The 22455-nt window shown below is 40.5% G+C and carries 17 protein-coding genes; 9 read left to right on the top strand and 8 right to left on the bottom strand.

The window, feature by feature from the left end; translation table 11 throughout:
• Window positions 1-8: 8 nt before the first annotated feature.
• Together H0W62_10765 and H0W62_10760 are read right to left on the bottom strand one after the other, a co-directional pair.
• Complete coding sequence (locus tag H0W62_10765) at window positions 9-527, bottom strand: hypothetical protein (GenBank protein ID MBA3649013.1); 519 nt, start codon at window positions 525-527, stop codon at window positions 9-11.
• A gap of 78 nt (window positions 528-605) precedes the next feature.
• A complete protein-coding gene (locus H0W62_10760; GenBank protein ID MBA3649012.1) occupies window positions 606-3623 on the bottom strand; it encodes a serine hydrolase in 3018 nt (1005 codons plus the stop codon).
• Between H0W62_10760 and H0W62_10755 the strand changes: the two genes are divergently transcribed.
• On the top strand, window positions 3618-4835 hold the full coding sequence (locus H0W62_10755; protein MBA3649011.1) for an S-adenosylmethionine:tRNA ribosyltransferase-isomerase: 1218 nt from the start codon (window positions 3618-3620) through the stop codon (window positions 4833-4835). The two genes, H0W62_10760 and H0W62_10755, sit on opposite strands and share 6 nt — an antisense overlap.
• Window positions 4836-5000: 165 nt before the next feature.
• On the opposite strand, the gene H0W62_10750 is transcribed toward H0W62_10755, so the two are convergent.
• A complete protein-coding gene (locus H0W62_10750) occupies window positions 5001-6479 on the bottom strand; it encodes a T9SS type A sorting domain-containing protein (GenBank protein MBA3649010.1) in 1479 nt (492 codons plus the stop codon).
• 519 nt (window positions 6480-6998) lie between these two features.
• Here H0W62_10750 and H0W62_10745 point away from each other — a divergent pair.
• The 3 genes from H0W62_10745 (at window position 6999) to H0W62_10735 (ending at window position 10196) form a co-directional block, all read left to right on the top strand.
• Window positions 6999-7220, top strand: a complete 222-nt coding sequence (locus H0W62_10745) for a YtxH domain-containing protein (GenBank protein ID MBA3649009.1) — start codon at window positions 6999-7001, stop codon at window positions 7218-7220.
• 176 nt (window positions 7221-7396) lie between these two features.
• Window positions 7397-9259, top strand: a complete 1863-nt coding sequence (gene mutL / locus H0W62_10740) for a DNA mismatch repair endonuclease MutL (GenBank protein ID MBA3649008.1) — start codon at window positions 7397-7399, stop codon at window positions 9257-9259.
• 61 nt (window positions 9260-9320) lie between these two features.
• Window positions 9321-10196, top strand: a complete 876-nt coding sequence (locus tag H0W62_10735; GenBank protein ID MBA3649007.1) for an alpha/beta hydrolase — start codon at window positions 9321-9323, stop codon at window positions 10194-10196.
• A gap of 121 nt (window positions 10197-10317) precedes the next feature.
• Here the strand turns inward: H0W62_10735 and gldC are convergent, their stop codons facing one another.
• The gene (gene gldC, locus H0W62_10730) at window positions 10318-10671 is read right to left on the bottom strand and encodes a gliding motility protein GldC (protein MBA3649006.1); all 354 of its coding nucleotides are present in this window, start codon (window positions 10669-10671) and stop codon (window positions 10318-10320) included.
• Between the two features lie 9 nt (window positions 10672-10680).
• On the bottom strand, window positions 10681-11151 hold the full coding sequence (locus H0W62_10725) for a hypothetical protein (protein MBA3649005.1): 471 nt from the start codon (window positions 11149-11151) through the stop codon (window positions 10681-10683).
• Between the two features lie 255 nt (window positions 11152-11406).
• On the opposite strand from H0W62_10725, the gene H0W62_10720 reads away from it, so the two are divergent.
• Window positions 11407-12564 (top strand): AhpC/TSA family protein, encoded by a 1158-nt coding sequence (locus H0W62_10720; GenBank protein ID MBA3649004.1) that lies wholly within the window; start codon window positions 11407-11409, stop codon window positions 12562-12564.
• Window positions 12565-12589: 25 nt separating this feature from the next.
• Window positions 12590-13483 (top strand): hypothetical protein, encoded by an 894-nt coding sequence (locus H0W62_10715; GenBank protein MBA3649003.1) that lies wholly within the window; start codon window positions 12590-12592, stop codon window positions 13481-13483.
• An 11-nt stretch (window positions 13484-13494) separates the two neighbouring features.
• On the opposite strand, the gene H0W62_10710 is transcribed toward H0W62_10715, so the two are convergent.
• The 3 genes from H0W62_10710 to H0W62_10700 all read right to left on the bottom strand — a co-directional run bounded on the left by H0W62_10710 (window position 13495) and on the right by H0W62_10700 (window position 18194).
• Window positions 13495-14661, bottom strand: a complete 1167-nt coding sequence (locus H0W62_10710; protein MBA3649002.1) for a phosphoribosylformylglycinamidine cyclo-ligase — start codon at window positions 14659-14661, stop codon at window positions 13495-13497.
• A gap of 12 nt (window positions 14662-14673) precedes the next feature.
• Window positions 14674-16728 (bottom strand): OmpA family protein, encoded by a 2055-nt coding sequence (locus H0W62_10705; protein ID MBA3649001.1) that lies wholly within the window; start codon window positions 16726-16728, stop codon window positions 14674-14676.
• A gap of 335 nt (window positions 16729-17063) precedes the next feature.
• Complete coding sequence (locus H0W62_10700; protein MBA3649000.1) at window positions 17064-18194, bottom strand: T9SS type A sorting domain-containing protein; 1131 nt, start codon at window positions 18192-18194, stop codon at window positions 17064-17066.
• Window positions 18195-18534: 340 nt separating this feature from the next.
• Here H0W62_10700 and H0W62_10695 point away from each other — a divergent pair, with 340 nt between their 5' ends.
• The 3 genes from H0W62_10695 (at window position 18535) to H0W62_10685 (ending at window position 22313) form a co-directional block, all read left to right on the top strand.
• Complete coding sequence (locus tag H0W62_10695; protein ID MBA3648999.1) at window positions 18535-19524, top strand: MCE family protein; 990 nt, start codon at window positions 18535-18537, stop codon at window positions 19522-19524.
• 75 nt (window positions 19525-19599) lie between these two features.
• Window positions 19600-21111, top strand: coding sequence for an LPS export ABC transporter periplasmic protein LptC (gene lptC, locus H0W62_10690; protein MBA3648998.1), 1512 nt, complete (start codon window positions 19600-19602; stop codon window positions 21109-21111).
• A gap of 221 nt (window positions 21112-21332) precedes the next feature.
• Complete coding sequence (locus H0W62_10685) at window positions 21333-22313, top strand: T9SS type A sorting domain-containing protein (protein MBA3648997.1); 981 nt, start codon at window positions 21333-21335, stop codon at window positions 22311-22313.
• The last annotated feature ends 142 nt before the right edge of the window (window positions 22314-22455 follow it).

The following is a 22455-nucleotide window of genomic DNA, read 5'->3' as shown; positions in this document are numbered from 1 at the left end:
AAAAACAATCAGGATGCTAACTCAATGAATCGTCGGAAGCGAACTGTTGAAGGCGCTACGCCGAACTCATCCGGAATTAAAATATCGGGAAACGCATGGCGAATACCCATCTTTAAAATAGCCATGTGATGAATGGCATGTTCTATTGCATAGTGGAATTCCCGGAACAGGCTTGTGCTCATAACGGAGCCTTCTGAATTATTTCCGGCACTGATATCTCCGATCATCGTTAGAATTTTTGAATCATCAATTTCGGACAGCTCCGTTTGCAAATCGGACAGTGCCTGTAAAGCAAAAGACCGGATTTTTTCTATCCGCTCATCCCGGGGGCGATTGTCGTAACAGATTGTTCCGGTTTGATCCGCGACAGACACACACTGGAAAAATTCTATGATATGCCGATAATGCTTACCTATAGACGCACCGTAAAATTCCTCGCATGACCAATGATATTGCTCATCTGTTAAACTTTGAAGAAGAAAGCTTAACTGGTCAAAAATGTATCCTGCATTTGTTTTTACCTGCATCTGAAAGAGAACAAATTGAGAGGCTTTAAAGATAGTAATATTAACGATCAGGCTTTGAACCAAAGACTTCTAAAAAAATCAAAATGGAGATTTATTTTGCATCAAATCATAGATCACTTCCTCTATCCTGCCTCTGATGTTCAGATTAAGGAGCTCTTTATTTTCTTCATCCGGAAAGGTGCGGTTTGACAGAAACACAAAAATTAGTTGATATTTCGGATCAGCCCATACACACGTTCCTGTAAATCCCTGGTGGCCGAACGTAAGCGCTGACGCACTGTCGCACACGGGGCTGGGTTTGTCTGGCTCCGTTTCAGGTTTATCGAATCCAAAACCTCTTCTGCTGTGCTCACTGTTGCGTGAAGTAAACCTTACTACTGTAGCAGAATCGAGGTAGCGCACCCCTGCATATTCTCCATAGTTAAGTAACATCTGCATAAGAATACCCACGTCATTCGCATCCGAAAAAAGCCCGGCATGTCCGCCAATACCTCCCAACATAGCTGCAGCCGGATCGTGAACAGTTCCCTGTATCAGCTGTTTCCTGAAGCTAGAATCATAGTTAGATGGAACAATGCGCTCTTTAGGAAAATAAGAAAGGGGATTAAAACCGATCGTACTCAAGCCCAATGGGCGATAGAAATTATTCGTTACAAAATTATTCAGCGTTTCGCCGGAAATTTTCTCTGCTATTTTTTTTAATATTATAAAATCCAGATCACTGTACACATATTTGCCGGGCGCTTCTACGGGAGATTCTAAAATCTCTTTCCACAGTGTATCCAAATAGAAATGGTTCATATACAAAGATGGAGTCACCATTACAGTATAAGGATCCTCTATCTGATTCCTGTAAATTATCCCGGACAAGTAGCCTGCACTGTCAATCGTTTTTTTGTAGAATGGAATGGAGGCCACCAGTCCTCCCTCATGCAGCAGTAGTTGTTTAATCGTTATATTTTCTTTGTTCGTTCTTTTAAGGTCAGGTAAATAATGGCAAGCCTTAGCTGAGAGATTTAATTTCTTTTCATCATAAAGCTTCATTAGCATTAAGGTAGTGGCGGCCACCTTTGTAATAGATGCAAGGTCATACAGATCATCGTTTGCAACACTTTCATTCACATCGTATGTAAAGTTGCCGAATGATTTTTGCAAGAGCACTTTGCTGTCTTTCGAGATAAAAACCTGACAACCCGGTATCGCGTGTTGTGTGATTCCTTCCTGAACCAGAGAATCAATCTTCTTTAATTTATAACTGGAAATGCCCGCATCTTCAGGTAGGGTATATTGTAAACGGCCGATGGTCTTTGACACCATTCCTTCTCCTGCGCGTATATTTAATGAGGCGCTGACAGGTAGCTTTCCGTTGGCTTCAATACCACCAAACAGCAATTGAGCTGCAAGGCTTTGTGTAAGCGGTTCATCGTTATATGCTTCAAGCAGCCAATCCTGCGATGAAAAATTTTGTAATGCATAGGGATTTCCAAAAACAGTCAAAATCACTTTATGCTGAAAGCTCATACGGTTAATGAAATTTATACTGTTCGGTGTTATTCCAAACTGCTTTTCCGGAGACCGCAACATGTTTTGCAGCGCGATGAATACAATGCTGTAGTTCTGCAATTTTTTTTCAAGGTCATTGAATTCCGCTTCCTTTGCATCCTTACTGATATTAAAGTGTTGCACCATTGCATAATTTGAAATCATATGCTGAAATGGTGTTATGGAATCACTTCCAATGGATACCGATGCAAACGTTTGAGCTGTAAGATCTTTTACAGGGAGGAAACCATCTTTATTATGTACCAGAGTCAGCGAATTCCCGATAAGCCGCTGCTTCAGATAAACCGCCTCACCCGAGTTTAAATCTTCATAGAGATTATGCATATCCACTGGTTTGCGTTCAGATAATCCGAGCCAGAATTTTGCCTGCAGAATTTTTCTCACCCGGATATCTATCTCACTCTGATCAACCTTCCCTTTCTTAATTGCTGTTTTTATTTGGTTTATAGCAGCAGCTACATCACCTGAGAAAAGAAGAATATCGTTTCCTGCAAGCAATGCTTTTAAATCAACCATTCCAGGTTCGGGGTAGTTGCCGACTCCGGCCATATTTAATGCATCGGTAAACGCCAATCCTTTAAAACCCAGGTCATTCCTTAAAAGCCCGGTAACAATCCGTGACGAAAGTGACGAGGCGGCATTGCTTGTGGAATCCAGAGCGGGAATGCTGAGATGCGCTACCATAACGCTTCCAACACCTTCTGAGAAAATTTTCCGGAATGGAAACAATTCCAGCGAGTCCAGTTCTTTTTTAGAACCGTTAATTACAGGTAGTGTTTTGTGCGAATCTTTATCAGCATTGCCATGCCCCGGAAAATGTTTGGCGCAGGCGAGCACACCACCGTCCTGCAGCCCCTTCATATAAGCTATTCCCTTTGCAGCCACATTGAACTTATCCTCCCCAAAAGAACGGTCACCAATAACGGGGTTCAATGGATTATTATTGATATCGACAACGGGAGAAAAAGAAACATTTACACCAATGCGCGTGCATTCCCTCGCCATCTCTTTCCCAAATTTATACACCAGTGAATCGTCCTGCATGGCACCCAGCATACCCTGCCGGGGAAATACTATCGTGCTGTCGAGCCGCATGGACAATCCCCATTCGGCATCCTGTGAAATAAGCAAAGGCACGTTTGAAATGGACTGGGAAAAGTTGATGAACGCTGCTTCCCGAACCGGTCCGCCCTGCATCATAATGATGCCGCCTATATGCTGCTTACGGATCAGGTTTGCTATCCGCTCCAATTCGGCCGGACCGTTTTTCGACCAGGCAGCTACCATAAATAGCTGGCCAATGCGCTCATCCGGAGTCATTGTATTTAATACGGAATCTACCCAGCTATTCTCCACATAAAGGTATGGCGGCAGCTTGTCGCCTGAATTGTTTTGCTGGGAAAAAGCGGTGAAGGAGAAAAAAATAAAAATGAATACAATATAGATTTGCCTAAGCATAATGGCGGCAAATTTATCTATTGCTGAGGCAATGCTGCAAAAGTTTTTCAACAAGGTTAATTTTGTTTGGTGCATCCGAAGGATTTTTCCATTGCTGATTATAATTATGTATTGCCACCTGACAGGATTGCGCAGGAGCCGTTATCCCAGCGCGATCATTCAAAATTGCTTGTATATAACAATGGAGCAATGGAGGAAGATCTTTTTTGCAACCTCCTGAATTATTTGCCTGAAAATGCAACGCTGGTTTTTAACGATACTAAAGTGATCCATGCCCGGATCATTTTCAAAAATGAAAATGGTGCAAACATAGAAGTGTTTTTACTGGAACCAATGGAGCCTGTGCGGGATATGCAGCTGGCCATGTTTCTGCACGGCGCGTGTACCTGGCGGTGTATGGTAGGGAATGTAAAGAAGTGGAGAGAAAAGGTTTTATGCCGGAAAATAAAGATTGGAGATAAGGCAGCAACATTGGAAGCGTGCATGAGAGAAAAAGGAGAGGATGATTTTGTAATAGATTTTTCGTGGAAGCCGGAAACGGTATCTTTCGCACAGGTACTTGAAGCAGCAGGGAATGTACCGCTTCCACCCTACATCAGGCGAAATGCCGGTACGGAGGATCAAGACCGTTACCAGACACTGTATGCTTTCCAGGATGGATCAGTGGCAGCACCTACTGCAGGGCTTCATTTTACAGAATCACTTTTCAAAAAATTTACCGGGAAAAATATTTATTCACTTTTTCTAACGCTTCACGTTAGCGCAGGCACCTTCAGGCCTGTAAAAGCTCAAACTTTGAAAGATCACCGCATGCACGAAGAGCAATTTGTAATTCGAAAGATGGTATTGGAAGAATTAATAAACAAGAAGACTCCGCTGGTGGCAGTTGGGACCACTTCGCTGCGAACCTTAGAAAGCCTTTACTGGCTTGGGTTAAAATTGTTAAAAGGGGATGAATCACTTATAGTTGATCAGTGGATGCCTTATGAGAGCATCATGTCTATTACCACTGCAGATTCCATGGAAGCGATCCTGAATTTTATGGAAAAGAAAGAATTAACGCAGCTGATAGCAGAGACAAAACTGCTCATTGCCCCGGGCTATGCTTTTAAGCTTACGGACGCACTGATCACTAATTTTCACATGCCACGCAGCACCTTATTGTTATTAGTGTCTGCATTTATTGGCGACGACTGGAAAAAAGTTTACGAGTATGCACTAAAAAATAATTTTCGTTTCCTTAGCTACGGAGATGCGAGCCTGATGTGGCGATCTGTTGAGCATTAATATTTCTCCTGCAGCTTCCTCTGCTGCGCACATATGCTTTAGGAAAGTGAAGCTGCATGGAGGGAAAAAGAAAGGCGCAAATTAGAATCTGCGCCTTCATGGTTTTCTCCCCCCTCAGCTTCACTCCGTTAAGCCAATAGCGTGGATAGAGGAAGCTGCGGTATTTTAAGGGTCAATTGTTTTTTGAATGATCACTGGCTGTGCATTAATACTTTTTCCATTAAGAATCCCCTGAACAAAGTAAATTCCATTAGAAAGGGTGTTTAGCGGAACTTCTACCACGTAGTTACCCGTGTAATTTTTTTTAAATACTCGTCTCCCATAACTATCGGTAATAATCAAATGCCACGTTTCATTCTTTCCATCATTAAATTCAATGTAAAGCTGATCAGTTGCAGGGTTTGGATAAGCCTTAAAAGACGGCTTTTTTGTATCTATCATTACGGTGCCTGTATTGAATGTATCCGTTGCAAGCACTCCATTGCTATCCAATTTTACCAGCCACAGATCCTGGCCTGTGGGACCATTAGTGCTTCCAGTTATAATGTATCCCTTATCCCAGGTTTGCTGGAAGTCTGCAAAATAATTATCCGGACTGGTATCATGTTGAAAGTTTTTTTGCCAAATCATTTTACCGGATTTAGTAAGCTTACCTATCCATGCATAGGGATAGCTTCCACCAACGAAAACTATAGAACTATCTGAAAGTTGCCTTACATTTAAAATGCCATTTAAGGTAGGTCCATTAAATATGGTTTTCCAAACAAAATTCAGATTTTCATCTAATTTTCCAATAAATGCTGGACTTGAATAATCATTTGAATTAATAATTGTGTCAATACAACCCCATAAGAAGTATTGATTATCGAGAGAAGTAGTCGTAAAGGCCGCATCACAATTTAGTGATGAATTATTAAATTCCTTTTCCTGTATAATATTGCCGATGCTATCGGTGATAATAATCCATGATACCAAATTATTGATTGCGAATTTTTTTAAACAACTGATAAATAGTCTTTTTTCCGAAATTTCATGAACGCTATACCCTGCGTCAACTTCTAATCCACCAAAAGTCTTCCGCCATAGCACTTTTCCGTTGCTATCAACTTTCATAAGTAAACAGTCATCAGTTGTTTTATTTTGGATGCTGTCATAATAAGTTGTATAGCCAATCATAACAATTCCATGGTCATACGTTTCAGTAATATTATACAAAGCATCTTGGTATCCACCGTGGTATAATTGATAAAAAACAATATTGCCTATTCGATCGTATTTTATATAAATTCCATCTGAATTATTGTTATAATAAACTTTTGTACCACATGAGGCATAATTTTCATCATGTAATTTAATAAGAGAGCCTGGCAATCCACCATAAAAATATGAGGAATCCTCACCCAATATAGTTAGGAAACTAATATTCCTTGTAGGCTTTATTTTATATAATAGCAAATCCTGATTATTACCTGTGGCAAAATTAAATGAATTGACAGTACAGAGATATGCTGAATCAGGAAGTAATAATATACTTATACCAAATTCCTGATTTAAATTATGATCATACGTAGTATCAAATGTTATTTGCGCCTTTCCAATCAAACTTATAAGAAGAAAGGCGCAAATGAAAATTTGCGCCTTCATGATTTAATTGGTTTTTTGAATAATCAATTGCTGTGTATTCATGTTCTTGTCTTTTAAATCGCCTAAATAAGTAAATTCTCAAAAACACCATAACTATTTAATGACAGGCAATTGTCATACTACTTATGTTACTTACAACATCTGTCGAAATGCTATAAAAATATAACATTTTCTCAGTGACTGATGTCAATGTAACTATATTGTTAATTAGTCCCACTCTGTAAAAATTTCAAGTCATACACCGAGCTATCTGATCTTTACATGCTTACCGTGTCGCTCTCTAAATGCTTTTTTGATTTACAGAATTCCTCCTGCTGAACCGTGTTTATAATTATTTTTTCTTCTCCTCGCAGCTTCACTTCGTTGAGCTTCAGTGAGGATGAAGGAAGCTGCGGTATTTAAGTTTCTTTAACTTCCTATGATCCTGCGCACACATACTTAATTAAAGTAAGCTGCAGGGAGGAATTCTAACTCACTTTTACGTCCTCAATTTTTTTATCTTTATCGAAATTTAATACCATGAAGAAAAATTCAAAAGGGATGATGATCCTGCTGTTTGGTGTAGCTATTGGCATCGGTATCGGCTACGTGCTTGCAATAGATAATAAGGAAGAGCTTATCGATGATTTTCGTAATTCTGCGAATAAAATAAAGGGCGACGTGGAGGATGAGATTGTAAAGGGAAAGCGCTTTATCAGTAATCTAAAGAATAAGGTCTCATCGCTGATGGGCGATGATTAGACGTGGTATTTTTCTGATAAGTCATAGCTAAACCAGTATTAAGCTATTTATAGATTTCGTTTAGCGGATCTTGCTGATTTTCTCGTATTGATAATTTTATAACCCCTATTAATATGGCAGGGTTACTTTCCATTTTCGAAGGTTAATATTATTTTTACTTCTACTGTTATTACTTCATGCCCGACATCATTCACCTTCTTCCTGATTCGATCGCCAATCAGATAGCTGCGGGTGAAGTTATTCAGCGGCCGGCTTCTGCAGTAAAAGAGCTGATGGAAAATGCTCTGGATGCGGGTGCCACTTCCATCAAGCTGATCATTAAGGATGCCGGCAAAGCGCTCATCCAGGTAATTGATAACGGATGCGGCATGACGGAAACCGATGCCCGGATGAGCTTTGAAAGGCATGCTACCTCGAAGATCGCTGTTGCCGAAGATCTGTTTGCTATCCGAACCATGGGCTTCCGGGGGGAAGCACTGGCCTCTATTGCCGCTATTTCACAAGTAGAATTAAAGACCAGGAGAAGAGGAGATGAGCTGGGCTGCCTGCTCGAAATAGAGGGATCGGAAGTGAGAAAGCACGAGCCTGCCCAGGTAACCGAGGGCACTTCTATCGCTATTAAAAACTTATTTTACAACATCCCCGCACGGAGGAATTTCCTGAAAAGCAACCCGGTGGAAACCCGGCATATCATAGATGAATTTCAGCGCATTGCACTATCAAATCCTGAAATACACTTTGAGATGCACCACAGCGGCCTGCAAGTGTTTCACCTTCCTCCATCAAACCTCCGCCAGCGCATCCGTAATATTTTTGGTAACCACTATAACGAGCGGCTGGTGCCGCTGGAAGAGCAAACCAGCATTGTAAACATTTTTGGATTTGTGGGAAAGCCGGAGTCGGCAAAGAAGATGCGCGGTGACCAGTATTTTTTTGTGAACCGGAGGTTTATCCGGAATAATTACCTGAACCATGCGGTGGTAAGTGCCTATCATCAATTGCTGCAGAAAGATACCTTTCCGCTGTATGTCATTTTTCTTGACATCGATCCTTCACGGATAGATATCAACGTGCATCCCACCAAGCAGGAGATTAAATTCGATGATGATAAGATAGTGTATGCCTTTGTGAATACTGCAGTGAAAGGAGCGCTTTCAAAATTTTCTGTTACCCCTACTCTCGACTTCGACCGCGAAACAGCCTTCGATCACCTGCAGGCTTTTTCCACGCCTGCAAAGCCTTTTTCTGAAACTTCTTCGTCTAAAAAATCTTTTTCATTACCCCTGCTTGGAAAACAGCAATTTCCCTTTGCAGAAACACATTCACGGAATCAATCAAATATCCGCAACTGGCAAAAAATGTATGAGCCTGAATCCATACCTCAGTTAAGCACCATCACTATTTCAGGCAGTATAGACCAGCCATTTAGTGATGCTGCTGCTGCCATGTTTGAAGATATTCCTGACACGCAATCAGCACCTTTTCAGCTTCACAAAAAATACATCTTATCGCAGATAAAATCGGGGTTTATACTTATAGATCAGCAGGCGGCGCATGAGCGCATCCTCTTCGAGAAATTTGTGAAAGGCCTCGATACGAATAACCTTACTACCCAACAGCAGCTTTTTCCTGAAACCATTCACATCGCTCCACCCGACGTTGAGTTGCTGCGTGAGCTGCTGCCCGAGCTTTGTGCATTTGGATTTGACATCCAGGAATTCGGAGGAAACTCATTTGTATTGCATGGTATTCCTTCTGATATAAGGCTCGGAAATGAGAAAGACCTGATAGAACGCATGCTCGATGAATTTAAGCTGAGCAACGTGAACACAAAATCCGGTAAGCGCCACCAGCTTGCTGTCACGATGGCAAAAAGAGCCTCTATAAAAGCGGGTGAGGTGCTGATTGAAAAAGAGATGAAAAACCTGATTGATCAGCTCTTTGCATGTGATACTCCCTATGTCTCGCCGAATGGTCAGCTTACCGTAATTACTTTCGAGCTGGGTGAATTGTCGAAGCTTTTTTCGAAGGGGAAATAAAAGAGAAGTTACTATTCGATTTTACATCGCGCCATTTTCCATTTTAGATTACAATGTATCTATGAAGACCTTGCTAATCTGTGTACTTATCCTTTTTACAACAGCTTGTTACAGCCAGAATAAGCAGGCTAAAAAATCGGACAACAGCAAGCCATTTATCCTCGGAGAGATCGACGAAATTGAATCTGTTGAATTATCCGAAAAAAGAATTTTAAATATATATCTGCCTGAAGGTTACAATCAAAATGATACTACAAAATATCCTGTGGTCTACCTCCTTGATGGCGGAGCTGACGAAGATTTTATTCATATTGTGGGACTGTATCAGTTTAACAGTTTCCCCTGGATAAACCGCGTTCCGAAATCAATTATTGTTGGAATTGCCAATACAGATCGAAAAAGAGATTTTACTTTTCCGACAACTGTAGCAACGGATCAGAAACGATATCCTTCATCCGGTCACTCAGATAAGTTTATAGATTTTATTGAAAAAGAATTGCAACCCTATATTCAGAATAAATACAAAACCAATGATACCAAAACGATTATTGGAGAATCGTTAGGCGGACTTCTGGCAACAGAAATATTATTTGGAAAACCAACCTTATTTAATAAATATATTATTGTAAGCCCAAGCCTATGGTGGGACAATGGATCCTTACTAAACAGCCAATTTGAAATACTTCAAAAAACTTTTACGGCTAAAACAGATATTTATATCGGGGTAGGAAAAGAAGGATTGACCCCCAGCGACATTCCACGTGTTATGGAAGTAGATGTAAATCTTCTGGCAGAAAAATTAAAAAATTCGGAAAGCAATAGTTTAAATATTTATTTTGACTATCTGCCTCAGGAGAACCATGCCACCGTAAGCCACCAGGCGGTGTTCAATGCACTAAGGCTTCTATCACCAGTATTAAAAGATGACCGGGAGTAATAAGAAAACAGAATTGTTGACAGCCCTCCACACAACAGAATTATAGGTACAGAATTGTAGAATCGAAAGAAATAAAGCAAATAGCGATTGAAAAATGAATTGAAGCTTTATCGACTACCACTTATTTAAGGGCAAGCTTTTCAGCCTGCTTCACCTTTTCAATAAATTCGTTTGCAAATTTTTTTATGTCCTCACTCAGTTCTTTATTCTGCGTAGCCCTGACAAAAGTTTCTGATAATTGGTAGAATGTCTGATAGAAAAATAAGTTCATCTCAGGTATAGTCATTTCCTTCGTCCACAGATCGATGCTTAAACCCGTCTTTGCCTTCTGATCCCAGAGAGCGACCAGCATGGCACCTGCCTCATGTATGCCCGGTTCGGCATCTGTTGCAACCCAATCAATCTTTTCAGGAATATTATTTTTATCAAGACTAATGGAAAGGTTTATAGTACTCAGGCGTTCTTCTGATGTCATATTAACAGGTTACTTTTTTTGACCGGCAAACTCCATATGAGAGCTGGTATAGCTAACAGGAAAGGCTCCGCCGATAGCATCGGTATTCATGTACAGGCTATCGTCGCCATCAGTAAAACGTCCGGCAATGGTGCGGTGAAAATCCTGGAAGGCAAAATGGCCTGAATCATCTACTATAATGCTGTCAATATTTTCAGTTCCCTGTATATTAATAAGATTAATTCCTGCAGATAATACAGAAATAGTGTATTCATATGTAGTATCGTATTTAATGAACGGCTGGCTATAGGCAATAACTCCCTTTTCGTGGACGATTCCATGGTAACCACCTTCATAATCATGGATCAATATAGTGCCCGATGAATCGTTTCCACCACCAGTTTCCCCTGTTCCTATCTGACCGGGATCAAACGGTAATGAATTCTTTTTGCAGCTGTACAAGGTAATCCCGAGTAAAAACGCAAGAATAATATTTTTCATTTTAAATCAATTGATGCGAAACTACAAAAAAGCTGTCAGCCCCATGTTCTTTAATATTGTAATCAGACATAATGTAATCAATATTTTTTGTGGCAAATTTAAATGTTCAGCTTTCGTTAACAACTGCTTTAGTAGTTTTGCACTGAAGAAGTATAGTGAACAAATCTGGGCTTTGCAGGAAGCAATAACATAACGTAATTCTAATTTAAGTTTTAACCAAAAAGATCATTGAATAACCTCTTTAGTTCTTATAAAATGAAAATATTTTTATTAGCGTTCATCACGTGTTCCCTTTCCTTTCTTTATTCGTGTCAATCACAGATGAAGAGTGAGGAGTTTACCCTGAAGGGTCAAATAAAAAATGTTGCTGTAAATACTCCTATATATCTCGAAGAGATTAATTACAATTCTACCCGTGGCGTAGACACAGCAAAGGCAGATGCTACCGGAAATTTTTTAATGCAGGGATCGATAAAAAGTAATGGACTCTACCAGTTGCGTATGGGACAGGAACGAGCACTCCTCCTGGTGCTTGACGATAAATCTTCAGCTGTACAGGTTACTGCAGACACGTCTGATTTCACCTCTTTCAATTACCACGTTTCGGGTTCACCAGCTTCTGAGCAATTGCGGGGTTATATAATGAAAACAAAGCAATATGGCGAGCAATTCCATGCTGCTATGGAGGAGTACAATTCGAACGCCGGCGAACAAACTCCCGATTCCATAAAAAAAATATATGAGGAAAAGGTGCGGGTTGCAGACGCAGCTTTCCGGACCTACAATACAAAGTATATTGATACAGTTGAGAATCCTGTGCTCGCCATTTTTGCGGCTTATAATCTCAATTATCAGCGGGATAAAAACGTAATTGATTCATTGGAAAACCGAATAAAAACCAAATTTGGAAGTGTTCCTTTTGTACAGACCTTTCTTAAGCAGTTGGCCGATCAGCGGGGTGGAAGTCAGCAAAATCAAAACGATCCCAAATTCGCAACCGGAGCCATTGCACCTGATATCCAGCTAAACGATGCCAATGGAAAATCTTTAAAGCTTTCAACACTGCGTGGTAAATACGTGTTGGTCGATTTTTGGGCTTCCTGGTGTGGTCCGTGCCGGCGTGAAAATCCCAATGTAGTGAAAGCGTACCAGTCCTATAAGGATAAGGGATTTACAATTTATAGTGTCTCTCTGGATACGGACCGCGACAAATGGCTGAATGCAATAAAATCGGATGGCTTGATGTGGCCTAACCACGTGAGTGAATTACAGGGTTGGAAATCCGCAATCTGCCAGACCTATGGAATACAGTCTATTCCTCAAAATTATCTTCTCGATAAAGAAGGCCGTATCGTGGCTTCTAACCTGCGAGGGGAAAATCTGTTAACTGTACTTCAAAAGCTGATTCCCTAGCGTTAACAATAAAAATTCAAATTAGGTGAGAACGATAAATGCAAATTATCCTAATGCTATTTCAGATATATTAATGAACAGATACCTCAATTTATTTTTTCTTTTCTTGATCGCATTTATTTTAGGAACACATAATTTACGTGCAACGGATCGAAGTTTTGCTTTTGTTTATGAAAGCCGAACCTTGCAGGGCGGGTTACGGGATTTAGAAGTCTGGACAACCTATAAATATGGACGCGAAGATTTTTTTTCTGCCGTTGAAAACAGGATTGAATTTGAGGTTGGGTTGGGAAAAAAGTTACAGACATCATTTTATTTAAACCTCGGCGCATCTACCGTGCCTTTCACCACTTACATACCCATTACAACGACTACAGGTGAAACAATTTTTGAGCCGCAGACAGACCTGAAAACAAAATTCGATATAGGCTTTTCAAATGAATGGAAATACCAGCTCACAGATCCAATTACCAATACTATAGGATCAGCTCTATATTGTGAAGTAACCATTTTTTCCAATGAATTTGAGCTGGAAGGCAAGGTTATACTTGATAAAAATATAGATCGCTTCCTTACTGCATTTAACCTGGTTGGCGAATTAGAATGGGAAGCAAAAGAGCAAAACAGCAAGACTGTATGGAAGCGCGAAACCAAGCTAGAAGCGGATTATGGTCTTTCTTATGCTATTACCAAATCGTTTAATATAGGATTGGAAGCACGCAGCAATAATGTCTTTTCACATGATGAAGGGTTCGAGCATTCCGCACTGTATATAGGTCCCAATATTTCTTACCGACAGGAAAACTGGTGGCTTTCATTTGCAGCATTGCCCCAGATAATTGACTTAAAAAATGGAGGACGCACTCTGGAAGATGATGAAAAACTTAATGCGAGACTGGTGTTTGCCTATTCCTTCTGAGAGACTTCATTTTAATATGTAAACGTTCCATCATCACTTTCTATAGTCAGTTTTTTTTCTTCCGAAGAAAAACATTTACCGATTATTCTTGCTTCTATATTAAATTCAGCGCAAATACTTATCACTTCAGATGCAATTAGCTCTCCGCAATATATTTCCAGCCGGTGGCCCATATTAAAAACCTGATACATATCCTGCCACCGAGTTTTTGATTCCGATTGAATTAACCGGAAGACATAAGGAACAGCGAATAAGTTATTCTTTACGACATGAAGGTTATTAACGTAGTGCATCACCTTTTTCTGTCCGCCGCCGCTGCAGTGGATCAAGCCATGAATGTGTTTCTGAAATTTTTCAAGCACCACTTTTAAAACCGGTGCATAACTGCGTGTGGGAGAAAGTAATAACTTTCCAATATTCAGGGGTGCATCCTCAAAAGAATCCCTGACCGTTTTAGTACCGCTGTAAATCAAATCTTCTTTAGTATTTAGATCAAATGTCTCCGGATATTTTTTGTAATATTCGTGTGTTAGCACATCGTGCCTTGCTGAAGTAAGTCCATTACTACCGATACCACTGTTATATTCCTCTTCATAAGTTGATTTTCCAAATGAAGCCAGGCCGATAATTACATTGCCAGGTCGAATCTCATTTTTTACAACGTTCGATCGCTTCATCCTGCAGCTGATGGTGGAATCTACCGTTACAGTGCGTACGATATCGCCAAGATCAGCTGTTTCACCGCCCATGTATTTAATTTGGATTCCGAAAGAATTCATTTTATCGATAAAAGCAGCAGTGCCTTCTATAATTTCCCGAAGCACTTCGCCAGGGATCAGGTGCTTATTACGATTTATGATGGAGGAAAAAAGAAAAGGTCCGGCAGTTCCGGCGCAACTCAAATCATCGGTGTTCATTACCAAAGAATCCTGTGCAATACCCCGCCACACAGATAAATCTCCCGTTTCTTTCCAGTACAAATAAGCAAGTGAAGACTTTGTACCCGCTCCATCCGCATGCACGATGCTGCACCACTCAGGATCATGGAGAAAAAAATCGGGATAAATTTTACAAAAGGCATTAGGAAATAAGCCTGGATCAAGTGTTTTTATAGCCTGATACACCTCTTCTTTTGAGGCGGAAACACCACGCTCATTATACTTCAGATCGTTACCCATCCGCAGTAATTATTATTGCTCGTCTTTTTTATTTGGATTCTGTATGATAGTATCGGGTGGTTTTGATTCCAGGCTGTAAGTATCGGATATCACTTTAAAGGTGGTGCGCCGGTTTGCCTGAAACTGTTCTTCTGTGCATTTGACACCATTTACACATTCATTAACCGGCTGGGTCTCTCCATATCCTTTCGCAGAAAGCCTTGCAGCATCCACACCGTTATTCACCAGGTAGTTTACTACGGACTGCGCGCGCGCCAGTGAAAGATTTATGTTATATTCATCTTTACCGCGGGAGTCCGTATGTGACCCAATCTCCACCTTCACATTCGGATTTTCTTTGAGGAGCACTACCAGAGTATCCAACACTTTGGCAGCATCCGCACGGATATTCGCTTTGTTGTAATCGTAATAGATATTACTAATGTTAACCTGCACATTCTTGTAAATTCTATCCAGAATAATCCGGACCGTAGCAGTTACCGTATCCTTATCAACCTTTATCAGACCAACGGTAGTTACATCTTCGGACTTAGTAAAATAATCGGTGTGAGCCGCAGAGATCTTATATTTTTTTTCTGCTTCCAGGGCAAACTGAAACTTTCCATTTGTACCCGTCTTCAAATTTTTCTGAGAGCCGTTAACCGGGTTTCCTGATTTATCAAGCTCCACCAGCGTTACAGCAGCAGCCGGTAAAGGGTCAAAGCCAACAACGTTGCTGTTAGGGTCATTTTCTTTTTCAAACTTTTTTTGCACTACATCGCCAGCGACCAAATACACCTTGGTTTTCTCTTCTACAAAATGATAGATATCATCTTTGCCTTTGCCGCCAGGCCGGTTGCTGCAAAAATATCCCTGCGATCTTATGGCGTGTACATCTTTCGGATTTACTTTTTCAGAAATAAAACCGAAATCATCGGCTCCGGAATTAACGGGTGCTTTTAAATTCTGAACATTTCCCCATTGGTTATTTATTCGCTTTGCTGAAAAAATGTCAAGCCCGCCCATGCCGTCCAAACCATTCGAAGAAAAATATAAAGTGCCCTCAGGTGCTACATACGGAAACCCTTCATCACCGGTAGTATTAATTACAGGACCCAAACTTTGTGGATTGCCCAAGCCATCAGCCGTTTTTGAAAGTACGTAAAGGTCTTTTCCGCCATAGCCACCATCAGCATCGGAGGAGACATATAGCTCCTTTCCATCACCAGAGAGACAAGGCTGCACTACGTTGCAGCTATCTTCAAACATGGGTATTAATTGCGGATCGCTCCAGGTTTCTCCTGTGCGGTAGCTATAATAGATCTTGCAAAAGATATTATACGATACGCCTCCTATGCAGCGCGTGAAGTAGCATTCCGTAAAATCTTTATTGAAGCATACGGTGCCTTCGTTTGCAGGTGAGTTTAGCACATCGCTGAACGGCACCGGTGTTCCATAGTGGTTTCCTGAATCGCGGTAGGCAACATATATATCACTAAATTTTTCACCGGTCCAGCCGTAGATATCTTCGCCGGCTGCATTACTTCTGTCAGAAGTAAATACCATTCCATTTTTTCCATAAAATGCGGGCGCATAATCATAAGCAGGAGAATTCAATGATTCTACATCGGTAACTTTCTTATTTGATTTTTCCTTTTGCCATTGCGAAGCAAGATTACACGCTTCCACCTGTGCGCGTGCTTCTTCATCGTAGGGTGCAACTTTCAGATACTCATTGAAGGCATTTACCGCATCATCGTATTTCTCATTGTTTTTAAGCATGAGGGCATAGAGGTATTGCGCACGGTCGTCAAGGTTGTAGTCGGCGGCTTTCTTATACCACTCTTCTGCAGGAACCGATTGGCCGGAAAGGCGGTAGCATTCTGCCACTTCGAAGGTTTCTTTTGCTTTTAACTGGGGGTCGGTTTCAGCGTTTAACTCCTTTTGAAGCAGGTCAGCGGCCAATGTGTACTGCTTTTCCTTATACAGCATGTCGCCATTCTTCACCTGACGGGTGACAAGACAGGAATTAAATACGATGCTTAAAATTAATATCCACCCTAAATTCCTGCCCGCTTTTATTTTCATTACCGGCAAATTTATTCGAAAGAAACTTGGAAACATAACTATAGAGCACCCCTGAATAGCAGTAACTTGAAAGGTTTCATAACGAAAAACGTCGAATTATTATTTCGAGGATTCTATTAACGGTACCGAAACTAAGTACGTACCCTTACCTGCACAATACTGTAAAGGTTATATTGGGCGGTAGATGATTTCTTCTGATACTGAATATCTGCTACTACACAACAGAAGCTTAGCGGCCAATAAAATAACGCAGTTTGTGGAATTATAGCCCTCTATAAAAAAAGCTTGTAGTGAGTCTGCTTGAATCTTTCAGGAGATATTCTTTTAGAACAAAATCATTCAATTAGTACGATCTTTTCGCTCCTTATATTATTCCCATTGCTAAATACGATGGAATAAAAACCACGTGGCCATTGACCACACGAAATTTTTTTACTCATACCTGCGGATAGGGTAAAGGCAACTTTTCTAATTCCGAAAGCATCATAAACTGCAATATTACCATTCTCAAGCTCTGAGCTTAACAGAAAGTTGAGCTCATCGCGGGAAGGATTTGGAAAAACTTTTACAAATTCATTTTTTTCTTTTGGAGGCGATAAACGGCTCACTGCTAAATTGCCCGGCAGGTTGCCATGAATGTGATATATTATCCACGAAGGATCGACCCGGCACTGTGTTCCCGCACCGGCGCCATCAATACGAAATTTATGACTTGGATTGTCAAGGTTTACAGTTCCATCTGTGTGGCCTCCGTTGGCGACTGACTTGCCTTTCACTACATAACAGGTTCCCAGCACAGATGTAAAGGTCTTAACAACCTGGTTGCATGAATCTTTCGATGCTCCAAGTTTTTTGAATTTTTTTATATAAGTGTTATTCCATGGCACATCGAATGGAGCACCGAAATAAGGGTTATTTGGATCTTGTGGATGCAGGGTATCTCCGCAATAGGGCTTATTGCACGATGCCAGCTTGTAATCATTTCCATGTACAAAAATATTCAATGCATTTCGATTGTATCCAAGACTGTCGCAAAGCGATGACAGGAATTCCATATTTATATGATCCAAATGACCATGTGGAGTTATAAACATAAGCTTTGCGCTGGATTTGCTAATTCCGAAATTGGAATGAATGATGGTATCCGTTATGCGGGCATCATCAATGGCATTGCGGTAAGCCGTAACCCGACCATAATAGGCTATATCACTCAAGGGATACGACGGTGGTACCGTTCCGTTTTTATTCCCATACCCCGCGCCGAAGATCCAAACTGTATCATTTTTCCCTTTGATGAGATAGATATTGGATAGTCCGGTTAAAGTATTATTTCCTTCCCCACTATGCACAACATAAAAGGAGTCCCTGATAATTTGCTCTTTACCTAATGTGATGTTTTGCGCACGCAAACTCAGTGACAAACTAATGAAAAGGGATACAAATAAAAGGGTATAAGTTGTTTTCATGGACAGTTATTTTGAAAGGTTAAGAAAGCAAATATTCGAATGTATAAATCTCTGTTTAAGTTACTGATAATATTACTTTTATTTTACTTAATTCAGGAAGTTAAGGGTTGGATGCTTCCTGAAGAATAGTAGTCTTTCGGGCCCAAAGCCTTTAGCTGAATTACAATGAAATTTCACTAAGTGTAAAAAAATAAAATGTATCTCCTTACATTATAGAATCAAAGTAAACGTTCAAAGAAGTCACGCCTGTTTGTTGACCAGCCCTTACTATATTTTAAAGAAGACAGCAGCTAGCTAAACATTGTTATTAAATTTTACTTTTGCTCACTTAAAAAAATTTTTGAAAGTATCTAATGAAACCAAGGTGGGAATTTTTGCTGCGGTGTCTATTGTGCTCCTGATACTTGGATACAACCTGCTTAAAGGAAACCCTATTTTTAGCAAACAGGATATCTATTATGCAAGATATGAGCGGGTGGACGGGCTGGTAGTTCCCAACCATGTGCGTGTGAATGGTATGAACGTAGGTCACGTTCAGAATTTGCAGCTGGTGAGGGATTCCAGCCTCGATATCATGGTAACGATTGCAGTAGATCCGGTAATTAAAATTCCGAAGGGAAGTACTGCCATCATTACAAGCCCTGACCTTCTTGGAACTAAGATTGTGCAGCTTGAATTTTCCAAATCTACTGACTATTATAATAAAGGTGATACGATACCTTCAAAGGTCCAGGGAGGTATTAAGGAATCAGTGCAGGCAGAGCTTGCACCTATTAAAGCAAAGGCCGAAAATCTGATGAATTCACTTGATTCAGTGGTAATGGTAGTAAAAGCAGTATTCAACGATGAGGCAAAAGCCAATCTTCAGAAGAGTATTAAAAGCATTCAGAGCACACTTAATAACCTGGATCAGACTACGGCAAAGGTGAACGATGTAATGGTGGATAATGTAAGCAGGCTCAATAAGATATTTGCAAATATCGAATCTCTCACCTCCAACCTTAATAAACACCAGGATAATATCACTGCTTTATTATCAAATCTTTCTGCAATCAGCGATTCCATACGCAGGAGCGATATCACTGCCACTATCAATAATGCGAAGCAAGTTTTGCTTCAGGCTGGGGATGTAATTCAAAAGATCAATGACGGACAAGGATCCATGGGCTTACTGGTGAACAACGACAGCCTGTATAATAACCTGAATGCCTCCGCAAAATCATTGGATGCGCTGCTTTATGACCTGAAAGCAAACCCTGGCAGGTACGTTAGGATCTCGGTATTCGGAAAAAAAGATAAGCCCGCTTCTGCACCGCCGCCTGCTCATTGATTTTTAATAAAATATTTTACTGTTAAATCGTTATTTGAAGAGCAGAATTATTCCTTTTATATGAATTATTAAAAAATGGTATTGACTAAGGGTTGGCTGGGATTGTTTCTTATTGTATATGGTACCAGGGTGGCTGCGCAGCAGGGAGAACCCATCACTATAACGAATGCAGATGCTCTAACCTACAATGAAGCTTCAGGAAGTAAAGCAAAGCACCTGGTGGGTAATGTAGTACTTCAGCAAAGGGATGTAACCCTCATTTGCGATAATGCCGATTTCGATCAGGAAAAAAACGTGGTAGATGCCACCGGCAACGTCCATATCAAGCAAGCAGATACCATTAATATCTATGGTGATCAGCTCCACTACGACGGAAATAGTAAGATGGCACAGCTGACAAAAAACGTACGGCTGACCAATACACACATGGTGCTCACCACGGAGGTACTTAATTACGATCTAAATACCCGTATCGCATCCTACCTGCAGCAGGGAACTATAGTGAATGACAGTGCTGTGCTCACAAGCAATCACGGCTATTATTTCGCAACTACAGGGGATGTCTATTTTAAAAAAGATGTGAAGCTTGCCCACCCTGACTACATATTGAACACCGATACGCTGAGATATAATGTAAACAGCAAAACGGCTTTTTTTTTAAGCCCGACTACCATCACGGGCGATTCATTTAATGTGTATTGTGAAGGAGGCTATTATAATACGGCGGACGATATCGCTCAGTTTGAAAAACATGCGCGGTTAGTACGGCCCCCACAAGCTCTTAGTGCAGATACTATTTATTATGAACGTATAAACGGGTTTGGCTTCGCCAGATCCAAAATGAAAATGGTAGATAGCTCTTCGCAGGTTACTCTTACCGGGAACTTTGCAGAATATTTTGATAAGCATAAAACTGTTTTAGCTACTGGACATCCGCTCATGGTTGCAGTAATGGATACCGATTCAATGTACATGAGGGCAGATACTTTTTATACCACCTTAGACTCTTCCGATAAGTATCGAAGCATATATGCCTATCATCATGTAAAAATTTTCAAAAGTGACCTGCAGGGCATTTGCGATTCCATAAGCTACAGCGATACCGACTCTACATTTCGCCTCTTCCGTAACCCAGCATTGTGGGTCGATAACAACCAGCTGACTGCAGATACTATGTGGTTTCAGCTTCGAAACAAAACATTGTACAAAATGGAGCTGATTCAAAATGCATTTGCTGCGAACCAGGCCGATTCAACTGTGGCGGAATTATTTAACCAGGTGCAGGGCAAAAATATGTATGGCTACTTTGACAAAGGTGAATTGAGAAAGATGGAATGCATTGGTAATGGAGAAAGTGTCTATTATGCTAAAGATGACAGCTCCCGGTTTATTGGTGTAAATAAAGCTGTTTGCAGCAATATCACCATTCATTTTGAAGACAAAAAGGTGGATCGAATCTATTTTATTACACAGCCAGATGCTACGTTCTTTCCCCTTGATCAATTTCCTGCCGAAGAATCACGATTAAAAAATTTTGAGTGGCTGATTGATAAAAAGCCAAAATCAAAAGAAGATTTATTGAAATAGGTATTCATATCCTATTGATATAAATGTTTTAAATATATTTAGAATCACTTGCTTTTTGCTTCTGCCGGAAGTATATTCGTTTTGTCTAAGAAATGGAGCAACCCTTTTAGTTAGCAGAATTCACTAATTCATCATTCTTCAACCTGATTGAATGGTTGATAAACTGCAGTTAATTCACGAAGTATAATACTATTAATACTCTTCAACTAAAATTACATTTTATGCAAACAAAAAAGACATTTTTAATGGGAGCATTCTTCCTCATCAGCTCCTTCGGCTTTTCGCAGGTTACCATCACTTTTGCAGTAGACATGAAGGGAATTAATATTGGGCCAGGTGGTATGCATATTGCTGGCACTTTTGCCTCTGCCGGATCAACCACCATTCAATCCGACTGGCAACCGGATGCTCCCGGAAGCCAATTGACACTCGACAGTTTTTCAACGTATTCCATTGATGTGGACTTTCCTTCATCTTCAGCCGGCGAAACCCTGCAGTTCTTATTTGTACGAAATGATATATGGAACGACAATTATACCGATTACAGTGAAGGCAATCCCGGCGCAACGTTTTTAAATGCGAACTGTGGTTTACCGGATGGATTTGGCGGTTATAACCGGGCAATTATAATTCCTGGTTACGATGCTTCCTATCCGGCAAGATGGGATCATTGTGCATCTTTAATATCCAACCAATGTGTAGCAACAGTTACCACTAATGGAACAACTTCTCTTTGTGAAGGTGAATCTGTTGTTCTATCGGTATCCGTCAATAATGCAACAGGCTATCAGTGGAAAAGAAATAATGCTTCAATTCCCGGGGAAACAAACAATTCGTATTCGGCAGCTCAACCAGGAACGTACCGGTGCAACGTTGCAGATGATTGCGGCATTGTATCCAGCAATAAGGTTAAGGTAGAAGTATCGCATCAATGTAAAGGAAGCGTGATCGTTGGTGCTGCAGATGATGGAGGAAGCCAGTTGAAAGTATATCCCAATCCTGCCTCGAATACAATAAATGTGGCAATGCCGGAAAAGGAAGGAAAGCTGATAATTTCTAATTCACTGGGTCAAATTCTTTATTCAAAAAATCTATTTTCCAATGAGGATGCTTTAGACCTGAGCGGCTTTGCAAAAGGAATATATTTGATCACCGTGCTCTCTTCAACCCAAAAACTGCAGTCACAGTTTTTAAAGCTCTGATTTATTAGAGAAAATTTTGAAATAAGCCGGTTCAGCATGATGAACCGGCTTATTCTTTTATATTGATTATAATTTTGCAGTGATACCTTTTGCAGTGATGAAGTGTTGCCTTATTTATATCACCCTGCATTGTTAGTTTTAG

The sequence above is a fragment of the Chitinophagales bacterium genome (assembly GCA_013816805.1).
Taxonomy (GTDB): Bacteria; Bacteroidota; Bacteroidia; order Chitinophagales; family UBA10324; genus MGR-bin340.
The sequence above is the reverse complement of the archived record's forward strand: the minus strand, read 5'-3'. Positions and strand labels throughout refer to the sequence as shown.